This is a genomic window from Vibrio sp. 2092, from assembly GCF_033339635.1.
GTDB classification, from domain to species: Bacteria; Pseudomonadota; Gammaproteobacteria; order Enterobacterales; family Vibrionaceae; genus Vibrio; species Vibrio alginolyticus.
Genome location: NZ_JAWOUY010000038.1, coordinates 1 through 20,108, shown reverse-complemented (window position 1 = coordinate 20,108; position 20,108 = coordinate 1). Strand labels below are relative to the sequence as shown.

Genomic DNA, 20,108 nt, shown 5'->3' with positions numbered 1-20,108 from the left:
ACTTTGTTCACCGAACCTCTACTCATAATTTCTACCTTTTTCCTTTAAATTCATAGGATTAACCATTATCTTTAATCACCGTTACTATACGAATGAGTAAAGGTTCTTAACTTTCGTTAATCGTACCAAATATTGGTGTGATTTTGGAGTCCCTAATGCGCCTTTCTAAACGAGAAACTCTATCCTGTGCTAAAGCCAATCTATCTTGACCAGAGTACTTTTTTTCATAATTTTTGACGATGTCAGAAATCTCTGGAATGTCCACGTCAATTCTCATCATTAGTAGTGATGCTACAAGATATAAGTCAGCCTCCAGTGTCTTGACTCGGTTCTCATTAGAAGCTTCATTAACATTATTTTTACTTTGCATCATAAGGGCAAACTGAGCTAAAACAGAGTCATATTCCGCTTTAAGTTCTGAATAGTCTGAACGCTTTTTTTCGAGCTTTTCTAAAGTGGAGAGCGTTTTTCGTTGAGCCTTTTGGGGACTTTTGTTAGCGTCCTTAATTAAGCTATCAAGTTCCTTCATAAATTCTTGATGGATAAAACCACCCGTTTTGGCACTTTTACCAAAAAGAGTAGTCTCACCTACACTCTCACCATTAGGGTAGGTCGCATTTTTGATGACTTCACTTTGGGTGATGTTACCTGCCTTACCATCTTCAATTAAAGCACTAACTGAGTTCCTCAATGCTTGATAAAACATCTGCTTTTTGGCTTCTCTACGACTCACCGCTACCCCCAGTGTCATGTGAAACTTAATGAAGTTATATGTTCATTTCAAAGTTTCATACAATCATTTTCCAATTATGATGAGCGAAGGGGTTGCTACGTGCAACCCCATAAACAAAGTTAGTCAGATTCAAAGTTTCTATTTGAACATTTAACCCTGACTTACTATTTGAGTTCGGGAAGACTCACCTTAAATTCTCTAAACCCAATTTGATAAGCAGCGCTAATAGCGGCATCGGTTGTCTTAAAGATCCTAGCATCAGTCCCTCTTTGCGCAGTCAAAAAAGTATCCAATGATGATTTTTTTCCATGGCAAATCAGAATGTAACCTTCATTGCTGAACAATGGGCGGGTAATGCTGCATCCCTTGAATGCTCCCGCCTCAAATTGTAACCTAATCTCATGTAGCTTCATACTTCATATCCGAAAATCGACCAATCAAAATTGAATTTTGATTTATAGTGCCACTTGTGTCATTTTCAATTTTTATTGAATGGTTATAAGTTGTAGTGCCTTCCTTAGATATACTACATCTAAGCAGTAACAGACCGCTTGATTAGATCGTAAATCACATCATCAGCAAACTGAGTTTTAAACTCCACCTTCACATCTTTACTGATCTGGTTAAATAACTCTTTAGCGTGCTCAATCTTACGTTCTTCTTCCTTTCTTAGAGTTTCTTTCCCTTCAACATTTTTTGTTTCTATGATGAAGTTCAGATAATCTCCCTCGCTGGTTTTAACCACATAAGCGAAGTCAGGAGAGTAGGTATAACCACCCGCTACAGGGATTTTTATTGAGTTTTTAGGGATCTTAGTAAAAACCGATACAGACTCAATTTCACCATCGGTAATGTTGAGTTTTTCCAACTCAGAATCATAAAACACATCTTCAAATAGGTAGCTGTCCAGCGGTAGTACGGAATGATCCGCGTGAACACCGAGATCACTTGCCGCAACATCTTTCAAAGCTTGGCCTGTTTCATCTGTAAATTTAGTTGGGTGTACGCTGCTGGAAATAATGTTATATCCAAGCCCAAACTTACTAAATGAGTTGTGTAACAAGAACTTACTAAATCCTGATTTGATCTTTCTAATGGTCTGAATATTCAAATAGTCAGTAATATTAATCGTACCTTGCACTGCAACAAATGCTTTGTGTAGTGTTGATGGTTTAATAAACGCGGTTTGTGATAGCCGAGTAACAAACTCTTTGTACGTCATAGTACAGAATTTAGTGAAGTCATCATCATCACCAAATACCGTTTTTGACATTGCCGTATCATTACTCATATACACTTTTTCGATACGTGTTTGGACCCCAGTTTTCTTAAACTTATCAGACTCTTCAAGCAGATATTTGGTGAACAAATTTAGAAATTCATCTTCACTGGCGATTTTGTACTCTAACACCGCTTTCTGGTTGATCATTTCCCACAGTTGTTTTAGCTCATCAAACTTACCAACTCGCATTTTCGAGCGACTTTTACCTTCTGTTGCAACTTTGATTTTTCCACTCTTAACTCCGCTAGGGAAAGCGTGAGGATACAGATCTTTTAGCTGTTTATAGGCATTTGCGCCAAGTAAGTTTTTACTTTTGTCAATAATCCCTTTTCCAAGCAAGTCCATCATCAAATCTAATGCTTCGAGGCCAGGGTATTTCGATAAGATTTTATCTTCTAGCTCTTGGGTTAACTTGGATGGAACTGTCTCTTTGAAAGACGTTTGATTCACTTCTTGCACTAAGGATGCAACAAAATCTTTCTCAGTAAAGTCAACAAAGTAGTTTAGTCTGAACTCACCATTCACACGAGCCATATACTCATTGACTGGCAAACGTAATCCGCGTCCAACTTCTTGAAGTTTTGATGTTGTACTACCACTGGATCGCAACTTACAAAGCGTAAAAATGTTCGGATTATCCCAACCTTCTCGAAGGGTCCACTTAGAGAAAATGAAGCGTCTAGGGTTATCTAAAGATAAAAGCAGCTCTTTATCGTGCAAAATCTCATTGATTTCTTGCTCGATTTTTTCATCTTTATCACTGTTATCCTTTGAGAAATAACCACCGTGAACACTACTTATGTCCTCAATCGTTTTCTCTAGATACTGCTTATAGAATTCATCTTTTTCAGTTTTTAGAAGTGTTCTAGCCTCGGCTAAAGTCCACTCTTCAAACTTGGTTTTCAAGCTTCCTGAGATGTTATTTCCATCACGGTAGCCCTCGATATCATCGATGAAGAACAAGGTCAACGGCTTGATTCGAGGGCGTTGTGTGAGCATTTCTCGCTCAACTTTGAAATGCTCTTTAATCGCCCTACGCATCATGTTGTCTTCAAGCGTATCAGAGTATGAATATGGGTTGATTGATTCATTGACTTTAAGTTCAACACCATTGCTGAGAACGACCATTTTTGTGTTCATCGACTCAATGTATAGGTCGTGAATTTCAGGATGCGTTTTCGCTAAAGATTCACCTTTACCCTCTTTGATGATGGTTTTTGAACCATTTTCATTAAGCTCAAAAGTTGCTTCCGTGGTCGTAGATTTTTTCAGCGTCAAGCTAGCAACATCATCGCCTACCATTTCTTCAATGAAAGTATTGATACCTTTAACGAGATCATCATTGAATGCGTCAACTGCCGTTAGGCGATAGACAAGATTTTCATACTCTTCATTGAATGTAGCACCGTAGCGGATAATGCTTTGAGCATTGAACTTTTCAATGTTATTCCAAGTTGTTTTTGCTTTAGGAAACTTATGAGGTTCATCAATTATAATAAATGGCTTTACTGCGCTAATCGCTTCAATTGGTGTGTTGTACCTATTGCCTAGCAACCCACGGTCATACACCTCGGTCAAAGATGGTGAATTCACCATTCCTGAGTTAATCACCATGACGTGAATGTATTTTTTGTGGTAGTTGTTTGCTTCTACAAAATCGTGAATCGCTTGCGGCATAAACGATTTGGCATTTTTCTTAGATGATTTTTTACTTTCAACAACATACGTTTTAAGTTCACGCTCTGTCTCTCTAAAGTGTTCTTTAAGTGCATCACTTTTAAGAAAGTTCACCGTACCCGCTTTGATAGAAAGAGTTGGTACAATGATGATAAATTTATTGATGCCAAAGACTTTGTTCAGCTCGAACATCGTTTTGGTATAGGTGTAAGTCTTACCTGTCCCCGTTTCCATCGACACGTCAATAACATTACTATTCTCATTGTAATATTTTTTGCTGTGTTCAATACCATTAAACTCGTGAATGGCTTTGATGTTTGTACGTCGCTGCTGTTTAGTAATAACCAACTCAGGATTAGCTAATAGACGCACACTCTGATCATCATCTAGTTGTGGTTCTGCGCCAATAAACATATTAAGAACTGCATCGACACCAGCTTTTTGGTGTGGCAAATTCTTTTCAAAAGTAAATCCTTTGCTCATCAGTTACGTACCACCACATCAATCTCGATAGATTTCTTATTTGCATAGCTCTTCAGAGCTTCGTTCAACTCCATCTGCTTAACGCTGTCAAAGTTGTTTGCGTAATAAATAATCTTGTTCGGATCAAAATCTCTGTCATCCGTATCATCAAGCTTATGAAGTAAAGCCTTGAGTGCCTTGCTACTAAAATCTGGGGCAATCATATACAAGCGTCTATCACACAGGTGTGCTCTGTATCCATCAAGATCAATATCGTAAATCGGTGTCGTTAATTCACTACCATCATACAATACCCAAGTGGTTAGTAAGGTTTGATACTGCTCCTCAGTCAGTAAAACATCATCAAACATCGTAAGATTGGATAAGGCTAATTCTTTGTCATCTTCTTCAACACGGAAATCTTCAACTGTTTCAAATATTTTAAAACCGAGATCACTCTGATACTTAGGGTTTTCTAGCTCAATCATTTCAGATGCTTTAGTTATTCGTTTTTTTGTTATTTCAAAGATAGTTTTGTAACCCGCTTTATAAGCATTAGATTTCACTTCAGTATTTTCAGGTATCTGCACAGATATGAATCTATTGCTTTTCCCATCTGTACTATTAACTTTGAATACGGCCTCCGCTGTAGAGCCTGAGCCAGCAAAAAAATCAACAACAAGGTCGGCTTCATCAGTAAAAATTCGAATCAGTTTTGCTATCACATCGACATCTTTCGGGAAGTCAAAAACATTTTCTCCCAACAGTTTCTTTAATTGTTTAGAAGCAGCTCTTCTATCCTTGTAGAAGTATGTCGATGGCGACCAAGTTTCGGTATTATGTAAGTATCTTTTGTACTGAATCCTTTTATCTTTAGAGTCTGGGTACAACAATAGATTACGTCTGTCCAAATCAGCCATCGCCGACTCATTATATCGCCACCCATTTGCAGGACACTTGTAACCTTTCCAATCAAAAATAAGATTTTTACGGTAGCTGGGGCTACTCATATCCCCACCGTAATACGCTCCATCTTTGTCCACAAATCTATAATGGGCGTGTTCTTTCGCTGGATTGTCTGAAGGCAAGGATTTGTACCATTTAGCAAGTTCACGAGAAGCTTCTGAATAGTCTTCACCGTGTGTTTTAAGCAGCTCCGCTACTTTTTGATAGATCGAATCCAAACCCTCTTTTCTTTCTTCCCAAACGACCTCATTTAACTTTAAGTACTCATCATTTTTTACATAGACAAGGATATAGTCGTGACTTACCGATAATCTTTTTGAGTCATTTTTCTTGCCGCCTTGCCAAATAAAACTACTAATGAAGTTGGCTTCACCAAAAATTTCATCGCATAAGATTTTGAGCTGCGAATGTTCGTGATCATCAATTGATATCAAGATCACGCCATCTTGACGCAACAACTCTCTGGCAACATAAAGTCGAGGATACATAAAAGTAAGCCAAGCACTATGGCTGCTAGATCCTTGATCTGCAAAACTCAAAATACGTTCAGCTTCATCAATATCAAGGCCAGCCAACTCTGCAAGCTGCTCTTTGGTAAATTTACGGTCATCATTATAGACGAAACCATCTGATCCAGTGTTGTATGGTGGGTCAATGTAGATCATCTTGATCTTCTCGCTATACGCATTAACCAAATGCTTTAGCACTTCGAGATTGTCACCTTTGATCAGCAAGTTTTTACTATCTTTATGCCTGTCTTGGGAGTTGTGTTCTACATCTGCGTAAATCAGGGTTTTAGGTGGTAAGTTCGCCAGCAAACGAGAATATGATTTACCTAGCCAGTTCAACGAATAACTTTCTTTTGACAGTTCAATTTCACCGTCATTCACCACTTCAAGCATTCGCTCTTGAATAAAGTTACCATCACGATCAAAGCAATTTGGGAAATGTTTCTTGAGAATCGCAAGCTGTTTGCTATTAGCTGTCTCACTGTTTGAATATACTGTCTCTTCTTTAATGTTCATCTTTGTTCCAAATTCAATGACTTGTGATTAATCGTTGTCTGATTTAGCTGTAATTTTAATAGATGCTTCTGTAAGCCCAATACGCAATAACTCAGCGATAGCACCGTCTAAGCTCTTGAAGATACGAGCCTCATAAGGTTGTCTTGAACTACTCAGCACAAGTGGATCACCATTCCAGTCCATACCGTTAAAGACTACCGCGTACTCACCTTTACAGCCCACAACTTGCGCCTGATCTAGTATGCCGCTCTTAACTCTTTCTTTCGCCATAGCGCTAAGAATACAGTTTCCACTGTTTAAACCTGAAATCATCCTGACTTACTCAATAATCGTTTTTGCCACAATATCAAATATTGCAGCAAAATTGTAGTTTCGACGTGTATTTATGAGAGTTGAGTTTTGCTTGCGGAAGAAACAAATGGAGCAACGTTATCAGCTCGTAAAACACAAACAGTATTTTACGAACTACCAAGATAACCTATGGGGCGACAATGCCGCCCTTATCGTGAACATACGAATTTTGTAGGAGATAATTTCCAATCAGCGGGGTAAAACGGATAAAAAATATTGAAAAAGAATCAGTTATTACGATAGGGAATCCCTAGCTTGATTGACAGATGTCGAGCAAAACCGATTCGACTCGTTGCACCACCTGTATTAACCACATACATGCCATTTTCACTCAGGCCAACGCAGCCACAGCCGTCCCAATGCTTTGCTCTTCGTGAATAGTCCATACTTCCGAGTTTCTTTGCTGCTTGATATATATGATTCGTTCGTTCAACTGAAGGAATAGTTTCATAAGTCCGCCATAAATTGTTGAATACTAAACCCAAACCTTGAATCAGAGTCGCAACTAATTGAAAACCAGTTCTATCCTGCGAAAAAGAATCACCTTGAAAATCAACCCATGTTTCAAAAAACAGTATTAGATCACTTTTGATTGGTTCGAGATGCTTTTGGGACAAAATTGCACCATCGGGCATTTCACGTACACCTCTGACCTTACCTTGCATTCGCTCGCCCCCTAAAGCGCCTAGAATGAAACGAGTGATCGTATTCAACGTCAGAATGAACTCACTCTTCAGGGTTACGGTACTTGCTTCAGAACTCATCCCCCCATGTGACAAAACAATTGGTAATGAACCAATTTCACGAGCAAAGTCAACGACAGCATCTGTTCTGGCGAGCTTCATGAGCTTATTCGTACTCATAGGAGCCGCCTGACCATTGACATCAGCGAATACTTGAGCAAAGTCTGCTTTCGATAGTGCTCTATCTTTACGAAAAATAAAAACAACTTGAACACTCAAACTTTGCAGCAAAACAGATAGCTCAACTCTCCGCTGCAATCTGGCATCCGATTCTTTTACTTTTTTTAGTAATGACTGGTCATAACCACCTAAGATAGTTGCGCACGTAGAGAGCCGATTTACTCCATCTACTACAAAATTCCTATCTGGCTGCATCGTAAGTACATCGTTAATACGTGGGTCTTCACTAATCTCTATTTGCACTTCAGACATACATCCAATTAACACTGGGGGAATAACACCACTAATATCTGTAGATTCAGTTAAGTGTCTATAGCAGTAGTCCTCAAATCCCTGTCTTCTACTCGGGCTAGCAACCCTCTGAATTTCTTTGTAAATAGTTTTGAGGTGCGATGGAATCAAGTCAAATGAACAAGTTCGTAAAAGATCTGCCACCGTCATAACCGTAGACATCGTGTATACACCGTTAAATGATGAATGCGTAGCACAACCGTAAACCTGTTTTGTCGTAAGACCATAACGCACAGTCTCTTCATTACTATCAACCATATTCAGCTCCTAGTTAATTTCAGGGCGCTCATTCTTGATCGGGGCGACGCCCCAATCAAGAAGTTTCTACTTTTTTTCTTTATCATTTGCAAAAATCAATGTGTTAAGAATAAAAATGAATGAAGCAAGCAGATGAAATAGTGCTGAGTGGTCTCGCAAGCAGCAATGTACTTGGGGGAATATCTTTAGTTCAAAGCTTTACAACAGCCAAAACTCTGCTCGCCAACCTTCCAAAAGAACAGTTGTTACTAGAGCACTTTGAAGATAGTTATGAACGTTCGGTTAACAGGGATCGACTACAGACACTTACAACGCAATATAAGAAAAGTGTGGAAGATAATGCCCCCTTATGTATTCCTTCAGTTTCTATGTTCATTTTGGGGGAAGTTCAATGCGAATATCTCGACAAAAACTTAGCTACACTCCAATTCAGCTCAAGTAAGACCACTATCATTGATGGTTTTCTTACCATTAGTGCATTGAGCCAACTGTTGGGCTTGACAGATCCCATCACAAATAAAAAAAGGAAAAATTCCGACACGTTGACTGCTGCACAGAAGCAGGTGCTGGCATCGATTGATATACAAGTTAACTTGTATTTTCAGCGTAATGGAAAGAATCCTGAACAGACTGCTGCTAAACTATTTTTTGGTGTTAATACTACAGAGAACAAACTTTACTCTCAGTATATTGCTACACATGAACAAGAATCACCACTCATTATTGGTGTAGAAAAACTATCTGAAGCTTTAGAGTTAAATGAACTTGGCGGGGTCTCTGAATTTAACAAAATTACTAAATCAGATAGTTTTGTCACGACAAAAAATACTCTAATCCAAATGATTCTAGCCAGTTTAGGTGGAAAAAATATCAGGATAGAGAAACGACTTCCAACACATCTCGCAAATAAATCCGCGATAACTAGCAGCTTAGTTGATAAAGCTTTAGAAGCTCTCATACCTTTAATGCGCGGTTGGCTTTCATATATAGCTCCTCAGTTAAAGCAAGGTAGCAACGGATTTCATCGTTCCATGCAAACCTGGCAAGCATTGGGTGTTGTTACATACTACCTGACGAAAAATACGACTCTGACGACACAACAGCTCTACGCTGCTGGTGAAAAGCTAGGTCAGCTTGATTACGGCAAAAGTGCGTCACACTGGGAAAACTGTGCTGCTTTCAAAAGAGATGCTACTGGGCAGTACTGGATCAATGCCACAGGAGGTGGGCGTACATTTCGAGACAATATAGCAGACTACTTTATAGAAGTGTTGAAGATCTAATTATGACTTAGCTGGATTAGTCAGGACGTGATCTGCCAGTTCTCTAACAGCGATGTGGCTTTGTTGCGTAATAGTGAATTCACGACGAATCGGAGCCAAAATTCAGAACAAAATTCTTCGGTAATTCCAGCTATCTACCAAGCGATAAGGCATTAATGGGCATGTTACCGCTTGAGGAATCACAGATGAAGTTGATTATTCTTTTACGCAACAAAGCCCAGCTATGTAATCAGATCTGACAGATTACTCTAGCTCACTTTTGCCCCAAAACAATTCAGATCAAAAGTTCTCGCTCACTTAGTTCACAGTACTTTCCCCTATCAAAAGTTATCCGAAGGAGTTTGGGTAGCAGCATTTTTCTGAAATTATAAGGCATCATGCAATCTAACCTCCGTTAACTTTCATTAACCTATTGATTACACGTTGATGGGGTATTAAAAAGGTTGCATCATAGGAATATGAAAGACGGCTAAAAGCCGCATAGAAAGCGTTATGTGCTTTCTCTAAAACCCATCAGATTCACTAAAACTTTTTTCTAGCTGGCCGCATCGGTTGTTTTGAATTGGCACCCTTTAAAATGCCGTTTTGATGCCTTATTTTGGCTAAAACGGGGTGTTTTAAGTGTCTGTTTTTATTGGTTTTGTTTTTCTTGAGAACTTTCAGGTAAATGGTAGTCTTCAAATCAAATATTTTTTGGAGCTACAGCATGGAAAAATCAAAGCAATTATATAATCAAGTAAACTTCTCACATCAGAATTTGCAAGAACATATCTTTAGCAATTGTACTTTTATACATTGTAATTTTAAGCGGTCAAACCTTCGAGATTCACAGTTCATTAACTGTACTTTCATAGAGCAGGGGGCACTGGAAGGGTGCGATTTTTCTTATGCTGATCTCCGAGATGCTTCATTTAAAGATTGTCAGCTTTCAATGTCCCATTTTAAGGGGGCAAATTGCTTTGGTATTGAACTGAGAGATTGTGATCTTAAAGGGGCAAATTTTAGCCAAGTTAGTTTTGTAAATCAGGTTTCGAATAAAATGTACTTTTGCTCTGCATACATAACAGGTTGTAACTTATCCTATGCCAATTTTGAGCAGCAACTTATTGAAAAGTGTGATCTGTTCGAAAATAGATGGATTGGTGCAAATCTTCGAGGCGCTTCATTTAAAGAATCAGATTTAAGTCGTGGCGTTTTTTCGGCAGACTGCTGGGAACAGTTTAGAGTACAAGGCTGTGATTTAAGTCATTCAGAACTTAATGGTTTAGATCCTCGAAAGATTGATCTTACAGGTGTAAAAATATGCTCGTGGCAACAGGAGCAGTTACTGGAGCAATTAGGGGTAATAATTGTTCCTGACTAAGCGCAAGATTCGGCTACGCACATAACAAAGCATTTAAGACGGATTCCCAACGCTCGGCATTTTTGATTTATTGTGAATTTAGTGTTTACGGTACAATGCTTTAAGTCCAGTAGTCTGCGTTGCTCACCACTTAATGCGGCGTTATGTGTCAGGGAGGTAAAATGGAACAATCTGAGCACTATATCAACAGGGTTACTATGGCATTTGATGATTTATTGTATTGCTACGATTTCCTAGAAAAGCAATTATCTTATGAAGCTGGCGAAGAGCCAATTATTCAGTTGGCTCTAACATCATCTTTCATAATTGCTTATGGTAGAGTGTTTGGTTCTTCCAATACAAAAGACCAAGAATACAAAGAAGTGGTAAGCACAAAGTTTGGGGTTTTGTTAAATCGCTGGAAGCGCAAATTATCAAGTGAATTACTCGAGTTTCATAATAGTTTAATAAGTAAACGCAACATAGCCATCGCTCATTCCGATGCAGTGTCTAGGGATTACAAAGTTAGCACTAAAAACCAAGTCAGTTTCGGCTACAACCCTTACACAGCTTTTAGTGAAAAAGAGTCTGAAATAGCGTTTGAACTTACAAAATCATTGTTAACGGTAGTGTCTTGTGAGCATTCTAAGTGTAAAAGTCAACTCGACAAAGCAAACACATAACAAAGCGTTTAAGGCAGATTCGCAACGCATGGCATTTTCGGTTTGCCTTGAATTTAGTGTTTACGGCACAATGGTTTAGGTTAGGTGGTGGCGTCGCTCACTACTTAACGCGGCGTTAGCTTAAAACATTAAAAATCAGTTGTTTGTGGTTTTTCTTTCTTCCTTCGGCCATTCGCTCTGGTTCCACGGCAAATCCACATTGTTTGTCAACATGAGTTTCGAACAGTTGCCTCAATTGAGTTTTGGGACTGCGCGAGGTTCGCCAGTTTGGTGCAAAGTCGCTTTGGAGGTTTTGTTTTAGCTTTGAATTTTCCGAAAGTGATTTATCAAAATTTTCGGGTTTTCAAATCGCATGAAAGGCCACAAAGTTTGAGCCAATTCGGGTTTCAAAGCTTAAGTGGTTTGTTGATTTTCCAAATCGGTTTAATCTCAGGCTTGGTAAATCTAAGGTGCTGAAATTTAAGCTAACAAACTGCTTAAGCGGGATTCGCAATGCGTGGCATTTTCAGCATGCGGTGAGTTTTGTGATTAAGGCGGTGTGCAGTGGCTCTTGCAGTGCATTGCTCACCCCTTAGCAGGGCGTTAGCCCTCAGGAGGAAAAATGAAAATATCCATTATGGCAGCTGTTTCCGAGAATGGAGTAATTGGCTCTGGATTGGATATACCTTGGCATGTATATGGTGAGCAGCTCCTGTTCAAAGCTATGACTTACAATCATTGGCTTTTAGTCGGTCGTAAAACTTTCGACTCAATGGGTAAACTTCCGAATAGAAAATATGCTGTGGTTACTCGTACTGAAATGGTCTCGAATGATCCTGATGTTGTTTATTTCACAAGCGTTGAATCGGCTTTAGCTTACTTAGACAACACGACAACACATGTCTTTGTTTCTGGTGGTGGTGAAATTTACAAAGCATTAATCGAACAAGCAGATGTTATCCATCTTTCAGTGATTCATAAGCACATCTCTGGCGACGTGTTTTTCCCTTCAGTTCCACAGAGTTTCAAGCAAACATTTGAGCAAAGTTTCAGTTCAAATATTGATTACACGTACCAAATTTGGACAAAGGGCTAACAAATTGTTCAAGAGGGATTCGCAACGCGTGGCATTTTTACTATGCGTTAGTTTTAGTGTTTAAGGTGGTATGCGGCGGCATCGGTATTGCGTTACTCACCCCTTAACAAGGCGTTATGTTTTATGAGGATTTCATGGGGTTAAGTGATTTTCAGAAGAAAGTGTTTGAAATGTCATCTCGTACGAAGGGACATTCGGGTTTTGCAGCTAAATCTAGCATTCGTTATGTCGAACGGGCTTTTGAACTAGCGAGAACAATGCCTGAAGTGGCAGCGTTTTTAGCTATCACTGCTGAAGAGGAGGCTGCAACAGCTTTATTTATTGCTATTAAAAGTAAAGGATATCTTCGTTCTAATGAACTAAGGATGCATGATCATAAGCATAAGGGTGGCCTTTACCCATTTTTAACTCTCCTAGGCGTTGCATTGAAAGTAAGTGAAATTCCATATCAGCTAGTTGTAGAAAGCTGTAATGGTCGAGATATACTTAAGACTCAGTTACAGATCGGCGACTTTAGTTTCCAACCAGAGCCACCACTTAGCCAGGTTAATGTGGACGCTTCAGGCAATGCTAAAGATTACCTGCACGAAGTGCGTGCGGTTGCATCTGAGCGAGGAATTACGTCAATATTTCAATACATTAAAGATACTGCTAACAAAAGGAATTTATTGTTATATGCATCCGCGACTAATTTGCCTAGTGTCGAAAATATTCAGTCAGAGCTTCAGAGACATATCGGCGCAACGATACTGATCCACATAATCTATCTTTTGATTGCTCAGCATGGTAAGCAGAATTTGGTTGAAGAGTGTCTGGATGTATACTTGAAGGTTCAGCATAATCTTGAAAATAAAACATAACAAAGCGTTAAAGAGGGATTCGTGCCGCGTGGCATTTTTGGTATGCGGTGATTTTGGTGGTGAAAGTGGTCTGCGGAAAGCTGGTTTAGGCGGCACTCACCCCTTAACGCGGCGTTAGCTGCACTTGCCAGAATTGGCGCTTATGTATAGGATTATTAGTGACTTGTGGTTACTCGAAAGGTAATCGCCCATTACGCAGGTGAAACTGCAACATCAAGTGAAATTGAGGTTAATATGCATACATCTTACTCTACACTATTTACAACGATCTACGACGAAACTGCTCCTATCGGAAACCTTGGTCGCGGAACTCACTATTCAATATTACGCTCTACAGAAAGTTGTAACTCATTATTAGACGATCTTAATCACTTCCAAATTCATGATTTCGCTGTTATTTGGGATGAAGATCATGACACAAGAATTATCAATATAATTGAGAAGTTATATCTTTCTAAGTTGTTATCTCCCGTTGTGTTTATCGGGGAACGTAAAGGTGGTGTAACTGCCATCGTTGAAAAAGAATTTTATTATTCTAGTGGTTCGTGCGCTTATTTTCGTTCTAGGTTAATCGATATAGCAAAGGATTCCAATGATCCTTGGTGCGTAGAAGTTGGTTACTATGATCGTGAAACTGATTCAGTCTGTGTATCTAGTGAAGTCATTATCAATGCTCCAAGAAAGCAAGTATCCACATACCTTAACAATATCGATAATCTTTGGAAATTGGGGCTTAAGGAACACACTGTGACTTGCAGCTAACAAACGCTTCAAGAGGGACAGCCAACGCGTGGCATTTTTACTATGCGTTGGTTTTGGTTGATTACGGTGTTATGCGGTAAGTTAGTAGTGGCGTTGGCTGCCCCTTAAGCGGGCGTTATGCTTCAGTTTGTAAATCGGAGTACGAATGGAGAATTTATTTGTAGGTTTAGTTGGTGTTTTATTAGGCCATTACATGACTATCAGGCTTGCGACTAAGAAAGCTAATTTGCAGGAAAGAGCTTTCTACTTTGAGCTTGAAATATTACTAGATAAATACAAAGTTGACTTGTCGCATAAATACGATGATTTTATTAATCCTGTCAAAGATAAATATATAGTAGGAGTGCCTGTTATTGATATGTCTTTGATTAATGCTCTTATGGTCGAGTTAGCAGGCACTGAAAAGGTCCTAAACCAAGAGATTAGAAAGCTGATTATTCATACAAGCAAGTTTTCAGAGGACTTGCTTGTTAGTGCAAAAGAGAGAGAAAGTTATAACAAAGTAAACTCGCAGAACACGGAGGAATTCTCAAGGTTAACAAAAAAAATGTTAATCGAAGAGGTTCAATTAGTCTTTTATCTATATAAGCTAATCAGAGATAAAGACCAATTTATCTTTGGTGAATACAAATTACTAGAAATGGCGAAAGTTGCGTGTAATGTGGCTGATATTGGTTTTGATATGAAAATTTGGCAAAAAATCATGCCAAGTAGCACTGATGGCTAAGAAGCATAACAAGTGTTTAAGGTTTCAAGATACTTTATCTAATCTCAGATAAGCGCGTTAGAGTCATTAATCTAACGCGTTTATGTCCAAAAGCGATTTTGGTGGCATAAGGGACAGTCTGTACGACTAGGTCACGCTTCACCACCATAGGCGTCAGATTGCATATAAGTCAGTACAACTTAGCAATTTAATTGTATAGCCAGAGAGTTTTTGATATCAGCGATAAAACGCTTCGACTTCTCTACTAACATGGGCTTTGTACTATTTTCAATAACTTGCTGGTGAAGATCTATCCTTCTTTGCCAGTAGGCTTCACGACGATCATCAATCCCTAGGTTTGGGCATCCAGCGCAACGAGACTCCTCCCTTCGGGCTTCATCAATTTCACCATTGGAGTTGAGGCACTTTGAATGACACTTTGTCTCTTTAGTGAAAACACAATACCCATCAGCATGAACAACTATCGTAATTTCACCTGAATTTATAAGATCATCAATGAAGTGAGCAATTTCCGTTGGATTGAGTATTTTAGATTTTACTTGGATGATGCGGCTATATCGCTCCAAGGTTTTAGATGCTCCTCCTGAAACTTTAATCTTTTGGGAGAATGCCCTATTCAGAATATCAAACGCTATTTGTTGATGAGCGTCAGGCATGAATTCCCAGATATCTTCATCATCCGTATATCTCTTGGTGAATATTTCATTGTTATGTTTCAGCATCTTAGAAAGTTCATGTAGATCCCCAACTTCATAGCGCCAGCTCCAGATCATAGCGTAAGCACGACGAAACATATGAGGTCTAAGTGCCGTGTTGAAACCGCACGATTTTCCAAAATACTCTAAAAGGGTATACATAGGATGGCTAGATAAATAGTAGTGCTTCTGGTTGTTACCAGCAGCACAGTGTGACATGGGCAACTTTAAAAGGACTTTCGAAGTACCAGCAACACTCCTTGTGTATTTTGTAATTTCCATGATTACACAGAAAGCATCTTTCACTTCTTGAATAACAGCAACTTCCGTTTTTTTACCTGCAATAGATCCTGAAGTTTTTGTCTCCATCCCAACCAAAATGTCTAACTCAGACTCTAGTAAATCGATAACATCAGATTCATCCCTTAAAGCTGCTTCGTGCTGCCTCTCGGCGGTCAGCAAAAAACACACAACCAGTGCGGCCCCGTATAACTCACGAATCCTTTTAATCAAGACTCCTGAACTCTCCCCTGTTCGTCTTTTGAATTTATCAGCGACACCTCTATCTAATTCTTCTCCAGTCCCTCTAATTCCCATGTAGATATCTAAGAGGTACAAGTCTTTTTTTGAAGTAGAAACTCTCTTAATCGCCTCATTTAATAGGTAAAAAGTTTCCCTAGGCACTAACGTTTTAGTGTGTCCATCTGCCTTTCCGTTAGTTTTGGCCCATTGTGTTTTGTTCGTTGAGGAGAACGGATCAAACTTTAATGACTGCTTGATTGCACCTCGGAGTAAGTACAAATCGTGGAGAGGGATTACAGCGGATTCCAAAGTGGAGGAGCTAAGCTCACGCTCTATCAGAGCCTGTTTGTAAGCATTGATATCATCAAGAGAGATATCTTCTACAAGACTACAATTTCGCTTGATATAGAGGAAGCGAGCTAGGCTTCTTAAATTTCGTGCATATACCGCTAGCGATCCTGTTTTAAGTTTGCACCTATCTTCCCTGTTCATTTTTGCAACACAGACATCTTTACATACGTCAACCCAGTAACTCCAACCACTCATGTTTTCTAGGTCATCATAAAACCATTGAATGGTGTACTTAGATGGCTCTTCGGATTCAATGTGGGGCTTTAGCCTCCAAGTGTTTTCAGAATATCCACTCAAAAGCCAGTCAAATGAACCACCCTCACTGTGGTTAATACCATCCAATTGATTTGCAAAAACATTATCCCGATGACTTTCAGAGAGCAACTCTCTTTCGGATTCATCCAAAACAACTTTTTCAAATACGTTAACTGCCATTCTGCCCTCTATGATAACGGTGGTAATGTAATACCTGCCGCTTTCTCAGCAGCAATTTTTAACTCAGCTTTGGAAACAAGAGACAACATACTTCTGTATTTGGCTAATCTAGGGAGCCAATAGATACTCCATCGTTTAGGGTTGTTGAACTTCAATTCTTCTTCATAGTCAGATATTTGTTTTTCCCAAGCTACCCACTCAGAGATAATTTCAACATCGTGAAACCAAAAACGTTGAGCATCGCAGTTTAGCCACTCATCAACTCCATCTGACGACACATCCCACAAATCATTTTCTGATTTTGATTTGTCTGACTTCAATTTTGATTCTTGAGAAGTAGCATTGTCAACCAGATACTGCATGAAATTCTTTTGCTTAGTTTTTAAGATTGTCTGCGTGTAAACCCTTTCTGTATACAGATCTGTTGTTGATGAGAAACTATGGTTTAGAATCCTCTGAATCATAGCTGAAGATTCGCCAGATAATTTTAAAATCAGCGCGTTGGTTGGTCGAAAGTTTTCCCCAGTTGCATTACTTAGTTCTTTAAGGATAGGGTGCTTTACAGATGTGTCGCTAATGAAACCTCGAACTAGATCGGTCACGGTTGAAACGTGCGGTGCTGTTAAGGTTGCAGTTTCTTCTGCCTTTGTTACTGATGCAGTGGCCGTATACTGAACAAAAAGTGGCGGTTTTTCCATTCTAAGAACTTCACGGCCAAACTCACCTGCATCGAGTAAGAAGTTCTTTACTCTTTCTACATACCTAACACAGGCAGCAATAATTTCATCATCAGCATTGAAAGACTTATCAAGTGGCTTCCCTCTGAATTTATCTAGAATAACCCTGACCATTCCCTTTTCTTCAGCGGGAACAAACGAACCTAAATGTGCATATTGGGCAACCGTATCAACATTAGGACTTAAATCGATATACGAAAGTAAACCTACGATAAACGGCAACACAGACCTAGTAGTGGGGAAGAGCGAAGCTCGTACTCGTGAAGGAACCCAACCTCTATTTTTCAGATAATCTGTTACGGCAGTTGGCCATTGAGTAGAGTCGGGAAGTATTCGCCCTCGCTGAACATATAAAATGGCAATTGCATGCTCAATAGTCCTCAAGTCGAAACGAGGGTTTTGGTAGCTAAAGTCCTCAAGGTCACGATACTCAATCAATTGCTTTTCAGAAAGACCCTTGGCGAATGCAAGTAGTTCTGCATCCTCTATTTCAACGGGTTCCCCCTTAAACAATCGTTTAACCCTAGAGCTAACCTTATCCCAACCTATTGACCTAAAATAACTTTCTAATTTTGGCGGCCAATATTTGGTAGCTGGAATGGTCGTACCAAATTTAGCATATAAGGTTGCAATTGCCTCTTGAGCAGTCCGTTCTCTGAAAAAAGTAGAATCATTAATTCCATCAACACTTTGATAAAAAGCGACATGCTCTGGAGTAAGTTTGTCGATAATCGACTGAACAAAATCCCAGTCACCTTCTAGCTTAGAAATTGCGGATAGAGACTCTCTATGTATAGTATCTATACACTCCAGAGCAAAAGAGTATGCCCGAGCATCCCGCAAATCAATCTCAAAAGCTTCTGCGACCTTTTTGATATCTTCTCCATCAAAATTACTGTCATCCTCTACGTAGTGTCTTGCAAGCTCAGGAAATGACTTTTTGGAGTTTTTAGCAATCTTAGATGAGTCGAAACCTACGGGAACTTTCATCTCATCAGGTAGAACATTACTTTCTTTAAGATACTCAATGAATTTTTTAATGGTCGAATATTTCTGATACTTAGTCGTATAGAGAATAGAAGAATTAGCACTAAGTTCATGAATATATGCATCCAGACTTGCAGTGTTGACTACTCCCGAAAATCTGCGAGTAAACCTTAAATAACTTAATACCTCGTTTGATTCACCTCTTGCCGTAGTAGCTCGTTTACCTCGCACAAAGAGATTTAAGCTACGGATTATCCTCTCGCCATCATGCAAATCCATGAGATCTAAGCATGGAATCGTGCTTGTATCCTTACCTAGGTATACTTCAAAACGACCAGATGGTGATATCGGCGTTACTGTTGCTTTCTTTTTGGGATCAACCTTACGACGTTGCAGTTTTCTTTTCGCCATCAGATATCCTCATGGAACCTTGAAACTGTGTATGTTTCAAGCATATCTTCATGTTGGTGCCTAGTAGACTGTTTAGCTATCCTTTCTGGGTTTTTCACGCCTTTATTATCCAAGCCCTGGAGCAAGTCTGTCGCATGGCGGTGTCTAAGACCATGCGTCCACACAACTTGGTCTTCAGCTAAGTCACCAACCTCAACAGCCTTCAAAAATGCTTTTCGTATTTTGTTAGAAAAGGTTCGGGAGTGTACTTTTATTCCCGTCGTTTGAGATGGGAATAAAATGCCAGAATCAACAAATGGGATACGCTGTTCTTTTGCTTTACTCTTAACTTGAGAAAGAACACGCTCTCTGTCAATCTCCACGAAATCCCATGTCTTTTTAATCAAAAGCGCACTCACAGGTACCCTTTTAGGCTTACTCCCTTTTGAAATAACAATGTTTATAAATACATTTTGCTCATTAATATAGGCATCTTCAGCCGACTTCTTGGATGGTAATTGGCTGATAGTCAGCGAACAAACTTCATGCGCCCGAAGACCAATCCCAACACACCAATCAATCATTAATTCATCACGTACACGGAGTTCAGCACTTTTGACTTGTAGGTTAGCTTTAACTGCATCAATCCAGTCCATTCTAGGTGCTGTGCGCCTTGGAGATTTTTCCTTTGAGAGTTTTTTGGCAAGAGGGAGTATTGTTTGATCGCCTTTTTTTGAACTAGAAGTATTCAACTTAATACGGTTATCTTCACCAATACCAATAAGGTTGGTGGTATAGCCTGAGGTTTGCGTCCATTTCAAGTAACCAACCACAGTGCTTAAAAGGCTGCCAACATAGTTTTTCTTATTATCAGACTCAGATTCATATCGACTGATTAATTCGGCAGAATATGCCTCTATCCAATTATCATCAATTTCATCCCACTCTCGATATTCGGGATCTTCACAAGTAAGCCCATCGTTTTCAACTTCAAGCTGAGATAGAAAATCCGCTATATGTTGCGCATATGTGAATAATGTTGTTGCTTGGACTGAAGTTCTTTTATGGAGGAAGTACTCTAATGAGAGGATATGAACCTTGAGATTATTTGTGATGATGAGAGGGAATTTATCTAATTTCGAACCATTAATTTCTAGCTTGGTCGTGCAGCGGATATGTGCCATTGACCTCTCCCTCTCTATCCAATGACCTATTATTGAGAGATTAAGTCTAGGCTATAGTAATCTATTTGTATATAGTATTTTCGTATAGTAGATTAGTGATGATTAAA

16 protein-coding genes are annotated in these 20,108 nt (G+C 39.3%); 7 read left to right on the top strand and 9 right to left on the bottom strand.

Going from position 1 to position 20,108, the window contains the following annotated elements; all coding sequences use genetic code 11:
• Positions 1-106 precede the first annotated feature (106 nt).
• The 6 genes from R7P80_RS29395 to R7P80_RS29370 form a co-directional block, all read right to left on the bottom strand.
• Complete coding sequence (locus R7P80_RS29395) at positions 107-733, bottom strand: hypothetical protein (RefSeq protein ID WP_206627587.1); 627 nt, start codon at positions 731-733, stop codon at positions 107-109.
• Between the two features lie 164 nt (positions 734-897).
• Positions 898-1,146, bottom strand: a complete 249-nt coding sequence (locus R7P80_RS29390) for a hypothetical protein (RefSeq protein ID WP_025638959.1) — start codon at positions 1,144-1,146, stop codon at positions 898-900.
• A 119-nt stretch (positions 1,147-1,265) separates the two neighbouring features.
• On the bottom strand, positions 1,266-4,175 hold the full coding sequence (locus R7P80_RS29385) for a type III restriction-modification system endonuclease (protein WP_206627588.1): 2,910 nt from the start codon (positions 4,173-4,175) through the stop codon (positions 1,266-1,268).
• Positions 4,175-6,145 (bottom strand): site-specific DNA-methyltransferase, encoded by a 1,971-nt coding sequence (locus R7P80_RS29380; RefSeq protein ID WP_206627589.1) that lies wholly within the window; start codon positions 6,143-6,145, stop codon positions 4,175-4,177. The genes R7P80_RS29385 and R7P80_RS29380 overlap by 1 nt, the downstream gene beginning before the upstream one ends.
• A 27-nt stretch (positions 6,146-6,172) precedes the next feature.
• Positions 6,173-6,457: a hypothetical protein gene (locus R7P80_RS29375; RefSeq protein WP_228097980.1), complete on the bottom strand. Its 285-nt coding sequence runs from the start codon at positions 6,455-6,457 to the stop codon at positions 6,173-6,175.
• Positions 6,458-6,723: 266 nt separating this feature from the next.
• Complete coding sequence (locus tag R7P80_RS29370; RefSeq protein WP_021453075.1) at positions 6,724-7,968, bottom strand: DNA-sulfur modification-associated family protein; 1,245 nt, start codon at positions 7,966-7,968, stop codon at positions 6,724-6,726.
• 119 nt (positions 7,969-8,087) lie between these two features.
• Between R7P80_RS29370 and R7P80_RS29365 the strand changes: the two genes are divergently transcribed.
• The 7 genes from R7P80_RS29365 to R7P80_RS29330 all read left to right on the top strand — a co-directional run bounded on the left by R7P80_RS29365 (position 8,088) and on the right by R7P80_RS29330 (position 14,700).
• Complete coding sequence (locus R7P80_RS29365) at positions 8,088-9,251, top strand: hypothetical protein (RefSeq protein ID WP_206627590.1); 1,164 nt, start codon at positions 8,088-8,090, stop codon at positions 9,249-9,251.
• 706 nt (positions 9,252-9,957) lie between these two features.
• Positions 9,958-10,614 (top strand): quinolone resistance pentapeptide repeat protein QnrVC8, encoded by a 657-nt coding sequence (locus R7P80_RS29360; RefSeq protein ID WP_206627591.1) that lies wholly within the window; start codon positions 9,958-9,960, stop codon positions 10,612-10,614.
• Positions 10,615-10,775: 161 nt separating this feature from the next.
• Entirely contained in the window at positions 10,776-11,276 is a 501-nt protein-coding gene (locus R7P80_RS29355; RefSeq protein WP_206627592.1) for a hypothetical protein, read from the top strand.
• 601 nt (positions 11,277-11,877) lie between these two features.
• On the top strand, positions 11,878-12,351 hold the full coding sequence (gene dfrA46 / locus R7P80_RS29350) for a trimethoprim-resistant dihydrofolate reductase DfrA46 (protein ID WP_101905916.1): 474 nt from the start codon (positions 11,878-11,880) through the stop codon (positions 12,349-12,351).
• Positions 12,352-12,485: 134 nt separating this feature from the next.
• A complete protein-coding gene (locus tag R7P80_RS29345) occupies positions 12,486-13,211 on the top strand; it encodes a hypothetical protein (protein WP_159066178.1) in 726 nt (241 codons plus the stop codon).
• A gap of 234 nt (positions 13,212-13,445) precedes the next feature.
• Entirely contained in the window at positions 13,446-13,973 is a 528-nt protein-coding gene (locus R7P80_RS29335; protein WP_000557529.1) for a hypothetical protein, read from the top strand.
• A gap of 145 nt (positions 13,974-14,118) precedes the next feature.
• The gene (locus tag R7P80_RS29330; RefSeq protein WP_101905921.1) at positions 14,119-14,700 is read left to right on the top strand and encodes a hypothetical protein; all 582 of its coding nucleotides are present in this window, start codon (positions 14,119-14,121) and stop codon (positions 14,698-14,700) included.
• A gap of 179 nt (positions 14,701-14,879) precedes the next feature.
• On the opposite strand, the gene R7P80_RS29325 is transcribed toward R7P80_RS29330, so the two are convergent.
• Genes R7P80_RS29325 through R7P80_RS29315 form a run of 3 tightly spaced genes read right to left on the bottom strand, consistent with a single transcriptional unit; the run spans position 14,880 to position 20,001 of the window.
• Positions 14,880-16,703: a site-specific integrase gene (locus R7P80_RS29325; protein WP_206627593.1), complete on the bottom strand. Its 1,824-nt coding sequence runs from the start codon at positions 16,701-16,703 to the stop codon at positions 14,880-14,882.
• An 8-nt stretch (positions 16,704-16,711) separates the two neighbouring features.
• Positions 16,712-18,838 (bottom strand): hypothetical protein, encoded by a 2,127-nt coding sequence (locus R7P80_RS29320; RefSeq protein WP_206627594.1) that lies wholly within the window; start codon positions 18,836-18,838, stop codon positions 16,712-16,714.
• Positions 18,838-20,001 carry a tyrosine-type recombinase/integrase gene (locus R7P80_RS29315; protein ID WP_148524027.1) on the bottom strand — a complete coding sequence of 388 codons (1,164 nt, stop codon included), beginning with the start codon at positions 19,999-20,001 and terminating at the stop codon, positions 18,838-18,840. The genes R7P80_RS29320 and R7P80_RS29315 overlap by 1 nt, the downstream gene beginning before the upstream one ends.
• Positions 20,002-20,108: the final 107 nt, after the last annotated feature.